The following is a 14,028-nucleotide window of genomic DNA, read 5'->3' as shown; positions in this document are numbered from 1 at the left end:
ATTGGATGCCGAGCCATCGTTACAATCCGTCTTTTGGAGCTTCACCCATGCGCCTTCTCGGCAAAGCGCTCACCTTCGACGATGTGTTGCTGGTGCCAGCGTTCTCCCAGGTCCTCCCCAAGGACACCTCCCTCGCCACCCGGCTCTCCCGAAATATCACGCTGAACCTGCCGCTCGTGTCGGCTGCGATGGACACCGTGACCGAAGCACGCCTCGCGATCGCCATCGCGCAGGAAGGCGGCATCGGCATCGTGCACAAGAACTTCACCGCCGCCGAACAGGCGGCGCAAGTCGCCAAGGTAAAGCGCTACGAATCCGGCGTGCTGCGCGATCCGGTGGTGATCACGCCGACGCACACCGTACGCCAGGTCATGGCGCTGTCCGACCAGCTCGGAATCTCCGGTTTCCCGGTGTGCGATGCGGGCAAGGTGGTCGGCATCGTCACGGGGCGCGACCTGCGCTTCGAGAACCGCTACGACGTGCCGGTCAGCGAGATCATGACGCGGCGCGACAAGCTCATCACCGTGCCTGACGGCACGACGCTGGCGGACGCGAAGGCACTGCTCAACAAGCACAAGCTCGAACGCCTGCTCGTGATCAACGAGGCCTGGGAACTCAAGGGGCTGATCACCGTCAAGGACATCACCAAGCAGACCAGCTTCCCGAATGCCGCCCGCGACGCCAGCGGCCGCCTGCGGTGCGGCGCCGCGGTCGGCGTGGGCGAGGGCACGGAAGAGCGCGTGGAAGCGCTCGTGAAGGCCGGCGTCGATGCCATCGTCGTCGATACTGCCCACGGCCACAGCGCCGGGGTGATCGAGCGCGTGCGCTGGGTCAAGAAGAACTATCCGCAGGTCGACGTGATCGGCGGCAACATCGCCACCGGCGACGCGGCCCGCGCGCTCGCTGATGCAGGGGCCGACGCGGTCAAGGTCGGCATCGGCCCGGGCTCCATCTGTACCACGCGCATCGTGGCGGGCGTAGGCGTGCCCCAGATCATGGCGATCGACAACGTCGCGACGGCACTCCAGGGCACCGGCATTCCGCTCATTGGCGACGGCGGCATCCGCTACTCGGGCGACATTGCCAAGGCCATCGCCGCCGGCGCGAGCACCGTGATGATGGGCGGCATGTTCGCTGGCACCGAAGAGGCGCCAGGCGAGATCGTGCTGTTCCAGGGGCGCAGCTACAAGAGCTACCGCGGCATGGGCTCCATCGGCGCCATGCAGCAGGGCAGTGCGGACCGCTACTTCCAGGAGTCCACGACCGGCAACCCCAACGCCGACAAGCTCGTGCCCGAGGGTATCGAAGGCCGTGTGCCCTACAAGGGCTCGATGGTGTCGATCGTCTACCAGATGTCCGGCGGTTTGCGCGCCAGCATGGGCTACTGCGGTTGCGCCACGATCGAGGACATGAAGAACAAGGCCGAGTTCGTCGAGATCACCACCGCCGGCATCCGCGAGAGCCACGTGCACGACGTGCAGATCACCAAGGAAGCGCCCAACTACCGCGCCGAGTGAAGCAATGACCCCCACGCTTGTCACTTCGTGTACTACGCTGCCCCCCATGGGGGCTGCAGTCGCCTTGGGGCGGCCCGGCGGCGACTGAATCCCATGCAACACCAGAAGATCCTGATTCTCGATTTCGGCTCGCAAGTCACCCAGCTCATCGCGCGACGCGTGCGCGAGGCGCATGTGCTCAGCGAGGTGCATCCCTGCGACGTCACGGACGAGTGGATTCGCGACTACGCGAAGGACGGCAGCCTGAAGGGCGTCATCCTTTCGGGCAGCCACGCCAGCGTCTACGAAGACACGACCGATAAGGCGCCGCAAGCGGTGTTCGAGCTCGGCGTGCCGGTGCTGGGCATTTGCTACGGCATGCAGACCATGGCGCACCAGCTGGGCGGCAAGGTCGAAGGCGGCCACAAGCGCGAGTTCGGCTTTGCGGCGGTCCGCGCACGCGGCCACACCGAGCTGCTCAAGGACATCGCGGACTTCACGACCGACGACGGGCACGGCATGCTCAACGTCTGGATGAGCCACGGCGACAAGGTCACCGAACTGCCGCCCGGCTTCAAGCTGATGGCCTCGACCGAGAGCTGCCCGATCGCCGGCATGGCCGACGAGGATCGGCATTTCTACGCCGTGCAGTTCCACCCCGAAGTCACGCACACGCAGCAGGGCCAGGCGATCCTCGATCGCTTCGTGCTCGGCATCTGCGGCGCCAAGCCCGACTGGGTCATGCGCGACCACATCGCCGAAGCGGTGGAGGCCATCCGCAAGCAAGTGGGCGACGAGGAGGTGATCCTCGGGCTCTCTGGCGGCGTCGATTCGTCGGTGGCCGCTGCGTTGATCCATCGCGCCATCGGCGACCAACTCACCTGCGTCTTCGTCGACCACGGTCTGCTGCGGCTGAACGAAGGCGACATGGTGATGGACATGTTCGTCGGCAAGCTGCACGCCAAGGTGATCCGCGTCGATGCGAGCGAACTTTTCCTCGGCAAGCTGGCCGGCGTCAGCGACCCCGAAGCCAAGCGCAAGATCATCGGCGGCGAGTTCGTCACCGTGTTCAAGCAGGAGGCGGCCAAGCTCACGAGCGCAGGCGCGAAGGGCGCCAAATGGCTGGCGCAGGGCACCATCTATCCGGACGTGATCGAGTCCGGCGGCGCCAAGAGCAAGAAGGCCGTCACCATCAAGAGCCACCACAACGTGGGCGGCCTGCCGGAGCAACTGGGCCTCAAACTGCTGGAGCCGCTACGCGACTTGTTCAAGGATGAAGTCCGCGAACTCGGTGTCGCGCTCGGCCTGCCGCCCGAGATGGTGTATCGCCATCCGTTTCCTGGCCCCGGCCTGGGCGTTCGGATCCTCGGCGAGGTCAAGAAGGAGTACGCCGACCTGCTGCGCCGCGCCGATGCGATCTTCATCGAGGAACTGCGCAACTTCATCGACCCCGCTACCGGCAAGAGCTGGTACGACCTCACGAGCCAGGCCTTCACCGTGTTTTTGCCAGTCAAGAGCGTCGGCGTGATGGGCGACGGCCGCACCTACGATTACGTTGTGGCCCTGCGTGCAGTTCAGACCAGCGACTTCATGACCGCTGACTGGGCCGAGCTGCCCTATGCGCTGCTCAAGAAGGTGTCGGGTCGCATCATCAACGAGGTGCGAGGCATCAATCGCGTCACCTACGACGTGAGCAGCAAGCCGCCGGCGACGATCGAGTGGGAGTGAGCGGAGGGCGTCGCTTGTCACCGGTCCGACCCGGTGACACGCTGTCCCTTCGGCATATCTCATTGGATGCGTACCGTTTGACGCCCAAGGCAATCTCGGGGTGCGCAGCCGGGCCCGGCTCTTACAACGACAGCTTGGGCATATACCGTTCGGGTTGACCCTAACGAAGTGTTTTCACATGTAAGAACATAGTGTTAGAGTTTGGCATTCGTAGTGTCTGGTAACAGCACTGCTGCGCTCTCCAACGACCTCTGGGGCGGATGCCATGGAAAAAGTTAGTTGCGATGCCGTGAGAATCACCCCAGTGCCCGTGACGGTCGCTCGGGAAGTCGTTGACCGGACGAAGAGAGGCCGTGCGCACAGCCACTGGTCTTCCACTTCACTTCGCGCCGAGGGCTTGTCGACGGAGTCAGCGACCGAATCGCCTAGGGACACGCAGCTGCTGTCCGTCGTCATCCCTTGCTACAACGAGGAAGAGGTGATTGGCGAGACGATGAAGCGCATGAGGGCCTTCTGCGCCGAATTGCAGGATCTGGATGTCGAACTGATCTTCGTCGACGACGGCAGCCGCGATCGCACGCGAGAGCGCCTGAAGGAATTTGCCGCCGAAGATCCCCGGATCAAACTCATAGGGTTTGCGCGCAATTTCGGTCACCAGATTGCGGTGACGGCCGGAATTGACGCCGCCAATGGCGACGCGGTCGTGCTCATCGACGCCGACCTTCAGGATCCTCCCGAAGTCGTCCACCAGATGATCGCCAAATGGCGTGAAGGCTACGACGTCGTCTACGGCACCCGCACGGAACGCCCGGGCGAGTCAGCCTTCAAGCTGGCGACGGCTCGGGGCTTCTACCGCCTGCTCAACCAATTGTCGGATGTGGCGATCCCTCTGGATACGGGCGACTTTCGGCTCATGAGCCGGGATGTCGTGGATACGCTGCGTGCCATGCCGGAGCGTGACCGTTTCGTGCGCGGCATGGTGAGCTGGGTCGGATTCAAGCAGATCGCGCTGCCATACCGACGCGCCCAGCGATTTGCGGGGGAAAGCAAATACCCCCTGACCAAGATGCTCCGCTTCGCAACGGACGGGATCCTGTCTTTCTCGACCAAGCCTCTGCAGATGTCGGTGGCCTTGGGCTTGGCCTGTGCCTCCGTGTCGCTGCTGGGCATCGTGTACGCGCTCGTGCTGCGCCTGTTCACCAGTGTGTGGGTGGAAGGCTGGACCGCCTTGATGATCGCCGTGCTCTTCATGGGCGGCGTCCAATTGATCTGCGTCGGTGTTCTTGGCGAATACGTCGGCCGCATCTACAACGAAATCAAGAACAGGCCGCTGTACGTGGTCCAGGAATACCTCGGTTTCGAGAAAGCCGGCCCGGCCATGTCCCGAAGCCCTGTTGTTGTCAATCGATGACCGCCAAGAAGTCATTGCGATTGCTGTTGGGCATTGGTCTCGCGGCACTGTTTCTTTGGCTGATTCTTCGCCAGATCAGCTTCGAAGAAATCAGAAGGGCGTTCGATGGCGCCAGTTTCATCTGGGTGACCGCAGCCCTGTTGGCTTTCGCGGTGGGCTATTCCTGCAGGATCGAACGCTGGCGCTCGATGCTGGAGCGTGACAGCCCTGGTTTGACATGGCAGCGTTGCGCCGGGCCCTTGTTGGCGAGCTTCGCGGCCAACAACGTGCTGCCCTTCAGGGCCGGGGACGCGCTTCGTGCGTTCGCATTCAACAGGAAGCTGGGCACGACTTCCGGCGTCGTCGTTGCAACGTTGTTCGTCGAGCGCTTGCTGGACTTGCTGATGGTGCTGGTGCTCCTGGGCGTGGCCGTCGCAGTGTTCGGTCTGGACACGAAGCACTTTGCGGGAATCGGAAGTGCGGCCTTGATCGTTGCCGCACTTTCCATCCTGTTCGTCCTTCTGTTCCCGCGCTTCTTCACGCCATTCGTGCTCGCCATGGGGCGCCTGGTTATTCGCGTTGCGCCTGGTTTCGGTCAGAAGCTCTTCGACGAAATCAACAAGAGCCTGAGCACGCTGCATCACCTGGCGCAGGGGGGCACCATGATCAGGTTGGTCCTCTGGTCGGTACTGGCCTGGTTGGCAGAGGGCTGCGTCTTCTGGTTCGCTGCCTTGGCATTGCCGACACTTTCAGCGCCGCTCGCTGGCTGGCTGGCATTGCCCGTGGGCACTCTGGCGACGCTGATTCCCAGCACGCCGGGCTACATCGGCACCTTCGATTTCTTCACGGTGCATGCGATGACGACGCTCGGCAACGACTCGGTGGCGGCGACCGCGTATGCGCTGCTCGTCCATGCATTGCTATGGCTTCCGCCCACCCTCGTGGGTGGCCTTTACTTGTTGGTCTTTCCGGTCCATCAGCGGCAAGAGAAATTGAAGGCAGTTTCCTCATGAGTTTGTCTCACACGACGCAGGTGACGATTGTTGGCGCGGGCTTTACCGGGCTGACTGCAGCCTATGAACTGGTCAAGAAGGGCTTCGACGTCACGATTCTCGAAGCCGAATCGGAGGTCGGCGGATTGGCCGCAGCCTTCGAAGTAGGCGGCCAAAACCTCGACCGCTTCTACCACCATTGGTTCACCAACGACCTTGAAGTGATGGGACTGATCAAAGAACTGGGCTTGGACGAGCGCGTCGAGGTCAATCCGACCAACACGGGCGTCTACTACGCGAACAATTTCTTCAAGCTGTCCACGCCCTGGGATCTGCTGAACTTCAAGCCCTTGAGTCTGGTCGACCGGATCCGCCTCGGCCTGCTCGCATTGCGCGCCCGCCAGGTAAAGGACTGGAAGGCCCTGGAGAACAAGACTGCGCAGGACTGGTTGCGCGAACTGGGTGGAGAAAACGTCTACCGCGTGGTCTGGCAGCCGCTGCTCAAGGGGAAGTTCGGTCCCTACGCGGAGCAGGTGTCGGCGGTCTGGTTCTGGAACAAGCTCAAGCTGCGCGGCGGGAGCCGAGGCAAGGGCGGTGAAGAACGCCTTGCCTACTTCAAGGGAGGGTTCGTCGCGCTGGCCGAGGCCTTGGCCAACCGGGTGAGGGAACTGGGCGGTCGCATCGAACTCAACACGCCCGTTTCGAAGATCGAACCGCTCGGTGAGCGCTGGATCGCGACCACGCCCAGCGGCGAAGTCACCTCGGATCGGGTTATTGCAACGCCGGCGTTGCCGCTGGTCGCGGACATGGTGCGCGGCTGGGCGTCTGCTGACTACATCGACAGCCTGGAGCGCATCCAGTACATCGGCAACGTGTGCCTGGTGCTCGAACTGGACCGGCCTCTGTCCAAGACCTACTGGCTGAACGTCAACGACCCGAGCTTCCCCTTCGTCGGCGTGATCGAGCACACCAATTTCGAGCGAGCCGAGACCTACGGCGGCAAGCACATCGTCTACCTCTCGAAGTACCTTCCGCACACGGAACCCTTGTATGCGATGGGCGCCGACGATTTCCTGGATTTCGCGCTGCCATTCCTCAAGACCATGTTTCCCGCCATGGAACGCAAGTGGATTCAGGCGCATCACCTGTGGCGAGCCCGTTGGTCGCAGCCGGTGGTCGAGAAGAACTACAGCAGTCTGATTCCGGGCGAAGACGGCCCGAAGAGCGGCTTTCACGTCTGCTCGATGGCCCAGATCTACCCGGAAGACAGGGGCACCAATTACGCCATCAGGGCGGGCAAGAGCATCGGCGAGCGCTTGACGCTCGCCGTGAAGGACGCTTGAACCGCCATGAGCAGCCGTCCCCAGAGTTCGGAGAGAGTTGCAGGGACCTGGAGCATCGCCACCCTCCTGGGCGCGGCTGTCCTTGTCCTGGTGCCCTATGGTCTGCTGCTGCGCACCTTGCCGATCGGCCGGGATTCGGGCGTCTTCGTCTACACCGGGATGATCATGAACAGCGGGGGCATGCCCTACGTTGATTCGTGGGATCACAAGGGCCCGCTGCTCTACATCTTCAATGCGCTGGGATACCTTCTCACGGACAGCGCCAAGGGCATCATTCTTCTCGAAGGGCTCCTTCTCTTCGCTGGACTGGCGATATCGATGTCTCTCTGGAGAAGGCTGCTCCCGACCTTCGCAGTCGTGCTGGCGGCGACCCTGTTCGTGCTGACTTACTGCGCGACCTTCGAGTTGGGGAACCTGACGGAATCCTGGCTGATCCCGTTCATCCTGGTGACCTATTCGCTGGCCTTCGCCTACTTTTGCGATGAGTCGGTATCGAACAAGGTGGGCCTGCTGGACTGGCTGTGCATCTCGCTCGGCATCGCGATGGCCGTCGCGATGCTGACGCGGCTCAATAACGGGATGGGCCTGGGCTTCCTGGCCCTCTACCTGGTCGTCTTCGGCACCCGGCATCGCTTCAGGTCGATCGTCCTGATGGGTGTTTCATACGCTGTCGTCGTGCTGCCCATTCTTTTCTGGCTCTACCAGAAGGGCGCGATGAGCGCCTTTGTGGAGCAGTACTGGTCGTTCAACTTCGCGTACTCGCGCGGAGCGAGCCTCGTGGCGCGGGTCGTGGCCATGTACTCGCTGTCGCAGGCCATCTTTCTTTCGCCCCTGGGCCTTGGCTGCCTCCTCATGGGCGCCGCCGTCTTGCTGTCGAACACGCAGGTTCCCAAGGGAAAGAAGAACTCGTTCTACTGGTTGATGTTCACGATCTTCTGCGTCGAGTTGCTGTCGCAGTTGGCCTCGGGAAGAGGGTACTTGCACTACGCTTCGCTTGCCGCCCCGGCGCTCGCCCTGGTGTTCGTCGCCTTGCTGAACCTGGGGAGCGGCCCTGGCGGCTTCCTGTCCGGCGTGAGGAAGAACGCCAAATGGGCGGTGCTCGTGGTTCCGGCCTTCGTGGTCGCGTCGGCGCCGCCGGCCTTCGCCATGCTGGGCTCGTTGAAGCATGGCACCGGCGTCGCGGGCTCGCCGGAAAACGAACTGGCCGACTATCTCCAGCGCAACACAAAGCCCTCCGACTTCGTGCTGGTCCACGGTGCCGAGACCTGGCTGCTGGCCGCTTCCGGCAGGCGTTCGGCGACGAGCATCACCTACTACTATCCGGCGCTCTCCGGATTCAAGGACACGCACGAGAAATACCAGGCAGACACCCTGGGCAACAAGCCGCTGTACATCGTCGAGGCGCCCGATTCATGCGGGCTGGCCAAGTCGAAGTGCGAAGGACAGCCGGAGCTGTTTGCGAAGCTCAGGGACTTCCTGCAAAAAGAGTACGTGCAGGAGCGCGACCTGCACGGCTACAGATTCTGGCGCTACCGAGGCGCGAAAAGCTGAAGGGGAGGCCGACCGGCACCCGGTCAGCGATCAACCCGTTCCGCCCGCTCGTAGCCCACGAACGGACCGAAGAACACCATCTCGCCTTGCAAGCCCTCGGCGATCTCGTTCTGCTTGGGCAGTTCGTCGATGAACTCGGGCCACGATTGCGCGACGTGCGCGGACCACTGGCGATGGTCGAGCCGAGTGATGGGGCCCTGGGTGTCCAGGAACTCGTAGCCCTGTGCCGTCAACCGGGTCACTGCGAGCGTTGTCGCCGACTCATGGTTGTTTGCCGTGACATAGGCCGACACGTACGCCCCGGCCAGGGATTTCGGCATGCGGGGGTTCGAGCCGCGTGCCACCTTCACATTGACCAGATACAAGCCGCGTCCCGGCGTCGGCTGCTTTGACTTGAACAAGCCAAACATGGATATCGCCCCAAGAAATTGAGGCGATATCGTAGCGCGGCGGGCATCCGGGCCTGACCGCACGCGTTTTTAAGGTTCCGTGAGGGATTGCTTAAGCAATTCTTAGCGGTGCGCGAAGCGGCGGATTTCTAGACTTCTTTCCCAGCAGGAGGTGCACGGTGCGCTTTCCGCTGGACCCCAAGAAGGACACCCCAATGAACATCGATCAGCGCGAAATGCGCCAGGTTGCGGAGGCCGCGGCACCCCGCATCGACATGTATGCCGGTATCCACAAGGCGCTGCGCGCACTCATGGCCGACAGCCTGCTCGCGCTCGGACGCATGGACGTGGACGATGCGCTGGAACTCGCTCAGGTCACGCAACGCGTGCTGGAGTTGCTGGATTTCTGCCGCTCGCATCTGCAGCACGAGAACGAATTCGTGCACACCGCCATGGAGGCCCGCGCGCCGGGCGCCAGCGGTCAGATCGCCCACGAGCACGCGGAGCACACGGAAGCGATCACGGTGCTGGCGAACCAGACCACGGCGCTGTTGCAATGCGATGCCGAGGTGCGTGCCGCCGGCGCGCTCGCGCTGTACCGGGCGCTCTCGCTCTTCATCGCGCACAACTTCGAGCACATGCATGTCGAGGAGACGGCGCACAACGCGGTGCTCTGGGCGCGCTACACCGACGCCGAACTCATCGAGATCCACAACGCGCTGGTCGCCTCGATCCCGCCGCACGAGATGATGTTCATCGTGCGCTGGATGGTGCCCTTCATGAACCCTGCCGAGCGCACCGCGATGCTGGGCGACATGCAGGCCCATGCGCCTGCGCCGGCCTTCGCGGCGGCGCTCGACGTGGTGCGCCCGCACCTGAGCGAGCGTGAATGGGCCAAGCTCAGCGCGAGTCTCCACCTGCCGGCCGCGACGGGTCTGGTTCAGGGGTGAGGCCTTGGCGGTGCTCAGCCGGGGATTTCGGTGAGCGCGACCGGCCGTTCCATGCGCAGGCGAAACCGGCCGCGGCCGGTCTTCTCGATGCGGATGTGCGGGCAGTTCTCCACCAGGCGGCGCTGCAACAACACCAGCCGGGCCTCGAGGTTGTCCGATAGATCAGGCAGTCCGATGGCGGGGTCGAGCCGCAGCTCGCGATTGGTGAATTCGCTGCGGCTTTGCTCAGAGTACTCGCGCAGCAGCTTGCCGAGGATGGCGCCCGCCACGCCCTTGATCAGGTATCTGTCTCCGATGAAGACGCTGTGGTTCGCGAGGTAGTGGCGCACCGGCACCGGCGCGCCGGTGGTCGATCGCGCACTGGCCGCGCGGGGCTCCTCTGCAGGCGCCGCCGGCTCGTCGGCGGTGCGCAATAGTTCCAGCGCCGCGCCCAGGTGTCCGGCGATGGCGACCAGCGCGTCTTCATCCTCGAAGCCAAAGCGCATGTCCTGCGGGCTTTCGACGAAGAGCGCGCCCAGCAGGCGGCCGCTGGAGACGATGGGCACCGCCAGCTGGCTGTGCGGCTCCGGCAGGCCCGGAAAGCAGATTTCGGTATCGAGCACGAGTCCGGGCTCGGTCTCGCGCATGCTGCTGCGCACCGCGTGGCTGTAGCTCGCCGCGTTCGTCATGTGGCTGATGCGCACCGGCGTGCGCTCGCGAGCGGCCACGCCGATCACGCCGTGTCCGATTTCGATCTCCGAGCCGACACCGGATGTCGCATACCCGCAACTGGCCACCGTATAGAGGCGCTGCGTGGCGGTGTCCAGCATCAGGACCATGGCATGGCGCACGTCCAGATGGTCGTTCAGCACCGCGAGCACGGTCTGCAACAACTCGTCCGTCGCCCCACAGGCGGCGAGGCGCTCGGCCGAACGCCGTACGCCGGCCAGCAGGCCGAAACGGGGAGTCTGCGGTGGAAGGCGATCACCCTCCACGCTCTCGATGGCCTCGACCTCGTACACGTCGGAGCCCAGCAACCGGAATACGCCGGCCATGCCCGAGTACGAGGCGATGCCGGCCAGCTGCGCCTTCATGCTCTCGAACAGCGGGCCGCTGGTCTCCGTGCGCAGGTAGCGCAGGTGCAGCCGGTAGTAGCCGGCGCTGCTCGGGTCGATCAGCAGCACGCTGCTGTAGGGGTTGGCGAGGATGTTCTGCCGGGTCTTGTTGAAGAACTGGAACGACAGCGCGACGTGGCGTTCGTCCACGTAGTTGACCTGCGAGATGTAGGCGACGTTGGGCGTTCCGTCTTCCGCGCAGGTCGACATGATGGCCGGGATCGCGCCTTCGAAGCAGGCACGGATCGCGTGGAGCGAAAGAAGGGGGGAGGCCGGTGTCATGCGGGTGCCGAGGTGGGCGTCGGGGGCAGCGCGCTGCCGGCCTTGGGTCCGGGCGTCTGGTCGAAGGCCTCGCTCGGGTTGAAGCGCACCGCCACCAGCTCGGCAAGCCGGAACGAGAAGATCGTCCGTACGAAGGGCACATCGCAGCCGACGAGACCGAGCTCGTATTCCATCGACGCGAGGTAGCGGTGCAGGACCGGCAGATCCCCCTCGTCGGCTGCTCGGAGTTCTGCCTTTCGCGCCTTCACCTGCACGGTGCGGTGGCTCAGCGGCTCGCTGAACACCACTGCGAGATGACCGGTCGCGGCGATGTCCTGCAGCAGCTGGCGTGCCTGGCCGCGCGCGAGGAAGACCGTGACCTCCGTGCCGTCCGGTGAGATGCTCGCGGCCATCGCGCGCATCAGGCTGGGCCGCAGTGCGGAATTGCGCGACGAGACGATGGTCGACACGCCTTTGTCGATCATCGCGATGTGCTCGGGTTTCAACAATGTGCGGGGTGGAACCTCGGGCATGGCAAAGGCCGGGCGTGGGGGTCCGGCATTGTGATTCAAAAGCCCTTGGCAATGCACGGCTTTGGCGGAACGTGCGCCAGTCGGCGGCCGTGGCGGCGCAATCCTGCCGCGCCCCGGCGTCAGGCGAACTGCCGCAAGTCCTGCGCTGCCGGCGCCGTCACCCGCAGATGCCGGGTCGCCCCCGCCGTGCGCATCACGGCCGACAGCAGCGATCGGAACCAGATGTGCCCCGGCGCCTGCTGGTTGCGCCCATGCCAGAGCTGGTAGAAGCGCATCGGCGGGAAGTCGATCGGCGACGGCACGACGGCCAGCGGCAGCATCGCCGCGAAGTGCTGCGCGAAATGCCGGCTGGTCGTGAAGATCAGGTCGGTGCCGGGCAACAGGTGCGGTGCCATGGAGAAATAGGGCACGGTCACCGTCGGCGTGCGCGCCAGTCGCTGGGCAGCCAGATGGGTCTCGACCACGCCGCGCTGCAGCGTGCTGTAGAGCTGCGGCACGACGTGGTTGCCTTCCAGGTAGTCGGTGACCATTAGTCCGTTGGCGCCCGGATGGTCGCGATCGACCAGGCAGACCACCTCGTCCTCCAGCAGCAAGGTGGTGCGCAGGTGCTCCGGCGGCTGCGGCCAGTTGCCGATCACCACGTCGAGTTCGCCTTCGGCAAGGGCGGCGTCGAAGTCGTAGTCCGGGCCGAGTGCCTGCATCAGCATCCGCGCGCCGGGCGCCGTCGTGCGCATGTAGTGGACGACGGCGGCCATCAGCGGCGGCGCGAGGTAGTCGGGCGTGCCGATGCGGAAGGTCTGCCGCGTGGTCGCGGGGTCGAAGACGTCGCCTGGCGACAGCAGTCCGTCGATCTCGCCGAGCACGGTGCGCACCGACGCTTCCAGCTGCAACGCGCGCTCGGTCGGCACCATGCGCTGCTTGTCCTTGATGAGCAAGGGGTCGTCGAAGATGTCCCGCAGGCGCCTGAGCGCGGTGCTGATCGTGGGCTGCGACTGGTTCAGCCGCGTGGCCGCCCGCGAGACGCTGCGCTCGCTCATCAGCGTGCTGAACACGCGCAGCAAATAGGTGTCGAATGGGTCGTTGGAGCGTGACATGGGCGGTTGCTGCACAGCTTTGGTGCCTCGGCGCACCGGCGACAGTCGCCGGCGGGCTCCGGGGCAGAGCTTTGCTATGCCGCTGATTGCGGACAAGCGATTGGCGTGCCATGTTGGCGTTCCTAAAGTTCGGGCATCCCTTTTGCTGCAGGACACCATGACCACCACCACCCACCCCACGCGCCGCGGCGCGCTCCAGTTGCTGGCTGCAGGCGCCGCCTCGATCGCGTTGCCGGCTTTTGCCCAGTGGCCGGACAAACCGATCAAGATCATCGTGACCTTTCCCGCAGGCGGGTCGAGTGACATCCTCGCCCGCGTGATGGGCGAGCAGCTGACCCGCAAGCTCGGCCAGGCGGTCGTGGTCGACAACAAGCCCGGCGCCGGCGGCACCATTGGCGGCGCCCTGGTGGCCGCGGCCCCGCCGGACGCCTATACCTTCATGCTGTCGAACACCACGCCGATCGCGCTGGGCCCGTTCACGCTGGAGAAGCAGCCCTACGACCCGCTGACTGCCTTCACGCACATTGCCTTCCTGGGTTCGGCGCCGCTGGTGATCATGGCGAGCAAGCCCTCGGGCATCACCACCTATGCCGAGCTCGACGCGCGGGCCCGCAAGGAAGGACGGCTGGACTTCGGGTCGGGCGGCCCCGGGTCGATCGGCCACATCCACGGCGAGCTGATCCGCAAGGTCACCGGGGCCAACCTCGTGCACGTGCCGTACCGCGGCGGCGCTCCGATGACGACCGACCTGATCGCCAACGTGATCCCCGTGGGCATCGACGTCATCACCGCTTACGTGCCATTCTTCAAGAGCGGCCAACTGGTGCCGCTTGCCGTGACGGGCTCCACGCGCTCGCCGCTCATGCCCGAGGTGTCGAGCATTGTCGAGGTGGGCCAGCCCAAGCTGGTGCTGGAGAACTTCTTCGGCCTCAGCGGGCCGGCCAAGCTGCCGCCGGACATCGTGACGAAGCTCAACACGGCATGCAATGAAGTGCTCGTCATGCCGGAGGTGCAGAAAAAGCTGATCGAGCTGGGCATCGTCGCCAAGCCGGAAAGCACGGCGCGCTTCGAGAGCATCGTGAAGGAACAGGTGGGCGTGCTCGCCCCCACGGTGAAAGGCGCCGGCATCAAGCTTTGAGCGCTGCCGGGCGGTGCTTGCGTGGCGAAGGGCGCGGGAAGATGATCGCCCGGTTCGCCGAACGCAGGA

At 64.5% G+C, this 14,028-nt stretch carries 12 protein-coding genes; 8 read left to right on the top strand and 4 right to left on the bottom strand.

Features of this window, described 5'->3' with window-relative positions:
- Positions 1–47: 47 nt before the first annotated feature.
- From guaB to QTI24_RS05195, 6 genes are all read left to right on the top strand, one after another.
- Entirely contained in the window at positions 48–1,517 is a 1,470-nt protein-coding gene (gene guaB / locus QTI24_RS05220) for an IMP dehydrogenase (protein ID WP_286598776.1), read from the top strand.
- A gap of 93 nt (positions 1,518–1,610) precedes the next feature.
- Positions 1,611–3,224 carry a glutamine-hydrolyzing GMP synthase gene (guaA, locus tag QTI24_RS05215; RefSeq protein ID WP_286598774.1) on the top strand — a complete coding sequence of 538 codons (1,614 nt, stop codon included), beginning with the start codon at positions 1,611–1,613 and terminating at the stop codon, positions 3,222–3,224.
- A 304-nt stretch (positions 3,225–3,528) separates the two neighbouring features.
- Entirely contained in the window at positions 3,529–4,635 is a 1,107-nt protein-coding gene (locus QTI24_RS05210; protein ID WP_286598773.1) for a glycosyltransferase family 2 protein, read from the top strand.
- Positions 4,636–4,655: 20 nt separating this feature from the next.
- On the top strand, positions 4,656–5,627 hold the full coding sequence (locus tag QTI24_RS05205; RefSeq protein WP_286598772.1) for a lysylphosphatidylglycerol synthase transmembrane domain-containing protein: 972 nt from the start codon (positions 4,656–4,658) through the stop codon (positions 5,625–5,627).
- Complete coding sequence (locus QTI24_RS05200; RefSeq protein ID WP_286598770.1) at positions 5,624–6,949, top strand: NAD(P)/FAD-dependent oxidoreductase; 1,326 nt, start codon at positions 5,624–5,626, stop codon at positions 6,947–6,949. The genes QTI24_RS05205 and QTI24_RS05200 overlap by 4 nt, the downstream gene beginning before the upstream one ends.
- A 6-nt stretch (positions 6,950–6,955) precedes the next feature.
- The gene (locus QTI24_RS05195; protein ID WP_286598768.1) at positions 6,956–8,500 is read left to right on the top strand and encodes a glycosyltransferase family protein; all 1,545 of its coding nucleotides are present in this window, start codon (positions 6,956–6,958) and stop codon (positions 8,498–8,500) included.
- Positions 8,501–8,523: 23 nt separating this feature from the next.
- Here QTI24_RS05195 and QTI24_RS05190 read toward each other — a convergent pair whose 3' ends face one another.
- Entirely contained in the window at positions 8,524–8,910 is a 387-nt protein-coding gene (locus QTI24_RS05190) for a hypothetical protein (protein WP_286598766.1), read from the bottom strand.
- A 194-nt stretch (positions 8,911–9,104) separates the two neighbouring features.
- On the opposite strand from QTI24_RS05190, the gene QTI24_RS05185 reads away from it, so the two are divergent.
- Positions 9,105–9,839 (top strand): hemerythrin domain-containing protein, encoded by a 735-nt coding sequence (locus QTI24_RS05185; RefSeq protein WP_286598763.1) that lies wholly within the window; start codon positions 9,105–9,107, stop codon positions 9,837–9,839.
- Between the two features lie 14 nt (positions 9,840–9,853).
- Here QTI24_RS05185 and QTI24_RS05180 read toward each other — a convergent pair whose 3' ends face one another.
- The 3 genes from QTI24_RS05180 to QTI24_RS05170 form a co-directional block, all read right to left on the bottom strand.
- The gene (locus tag QTI24_RS05180) at positions 9,854–11,215 is read right to left on the bottom strand and encodes a GAF domain-containing protein (RefSeq protein WP_286598762.1); all 1,362 of its coding nucleotides are present in this window, start codon (positions 11,213–11,215) and stop codon (positions 9,854–9,856) included.
- A complete protein-coding gene (locus tag QTI24_RS05175; RefSeq protein WP_286598760.1) occupies positions 11,212–11,679 on the bottom strand; it encodes a hypothetical protein in 468 nt (155 codons plus the stop codon). Before QTI24_RS05175 ends, QTI24_RS05180 begins: the two co-directional genes overlap by 4 nt.
- Positions 11,680–11,846: 167 nt before the next feature.
- Complete coding sequence (locus QTI24_RS05170; protein ID WP_286598759.1) at positions 11,847–12,821, bottom strand: LysR family transcriptional regulator; 975 nt, start codon at positions 12,819–12,821, stop codon at positions 11,847–11,849.
- 157 nt (positions 12,822–12,978) lie between these two features.
- Between QTI24_RS05170 and QTI24_RS05165 the strand changes: the two genes are divergently transcribed.
- Positions 12,979–13,959, top strand: a complete 981-nt coding sequence (locus tag QTI24_RS05165) for a Bug family tripartite tricarboxylate transporter substrate binding protein (protein ID WP_286598758.1) — start codon at positions 12,979–12,981, stop codon at positions 13,957–13,959.
- The last annotated feature ends 69 nt before the right edge of the window (positions 13,960–14,028 follow it).

The organism is Variovorax sp. J22P240, from assembly GCF_030316855.1.
Lineage (GTDB): Bacteria > Pseudomonadota > Gammaproteobacteria > Burkholderiales > Burkholderiaceae_C > Variovorax.
Note: the sequence above shows the minus strand (reverse complement) of the source record. Positions and strands in the feature narration are given on the sequence as shown.

Excerpts from the sequence above, each read along its gene's own strand:
- guaB (WP_286598776.1), top strand. The coding sequence starts at position 48 with ATGCGCCTTCTCGGCAAAGCGCTCACCTTCGACGATGTGTTGCTGGTG.
- guaA (WP_286598774.1), top strand. The coding sequence starts at position 1,611 with ATGCAACACCAGAAGATCCTGATTCTCGATTTCGGCTCGCAAGTCACC.
- QTI24_RS05200 (WP_286598770.1), top strand. The coding sequence starts at position 5,624 with ATGAGTTTGTCTCACACGACGCAGGTGACGATTGTTGGCGCGGGCTTT.
- QTI24_RS05195 (WP_286598768.1), top strand. The coding sequence starts at position 6,956 with ATGAGCAGCCGTCCCCAGAGTTCGGAGAGAGTTGCAGGGACCTGGAGC.
- QTI24_RS05190 (WP_286598766.1), bottom strand. The coding sequence starts at position 8,910 with ATGTTTGGCTTGTTCAAGTCAAAGCAGCCGACGCCGGGACGCGGCTTG.
- QTI24_RS05185 (WP_286598763.1), top strand. The coding sequence starts at position 9,105 with ATGAACATCGATCAGCGCGAAATGCGCCAGGTTGCGGAGGCCGCGGCA.
- QTI24_RS05180 (WP_286598762.1), bottom strand. The coding sequence starts at position 11,215 with ATGACACCGGCCTCCCCCCTTCTTTCGCTCCACGCGATCCGTGCCTGC.
- QTI24_RS05175 (WP_286598760.1), bottom strand. The coding sequence starts at position 11,679 with ATGATCGACAAAGGCGTGTCGACCATCGTCTCGTCGCGCAATTCCGCA.
- QTI24_RS05170 (WP_286598759.1), bottom strand. The coding sequence starts at position 12,821 with ATGTCACGCTCCAACGACCCATTCGACACCTATTTGCTGCGCGTGTTC.
- QTI24_RS05165 (WP_286598758.1), top strand. The coding sequence starts at position 12,979 with ATGACCACCACCACCCACCCCACGCGCCGCGGCGCGCTCCAGTTGCTG.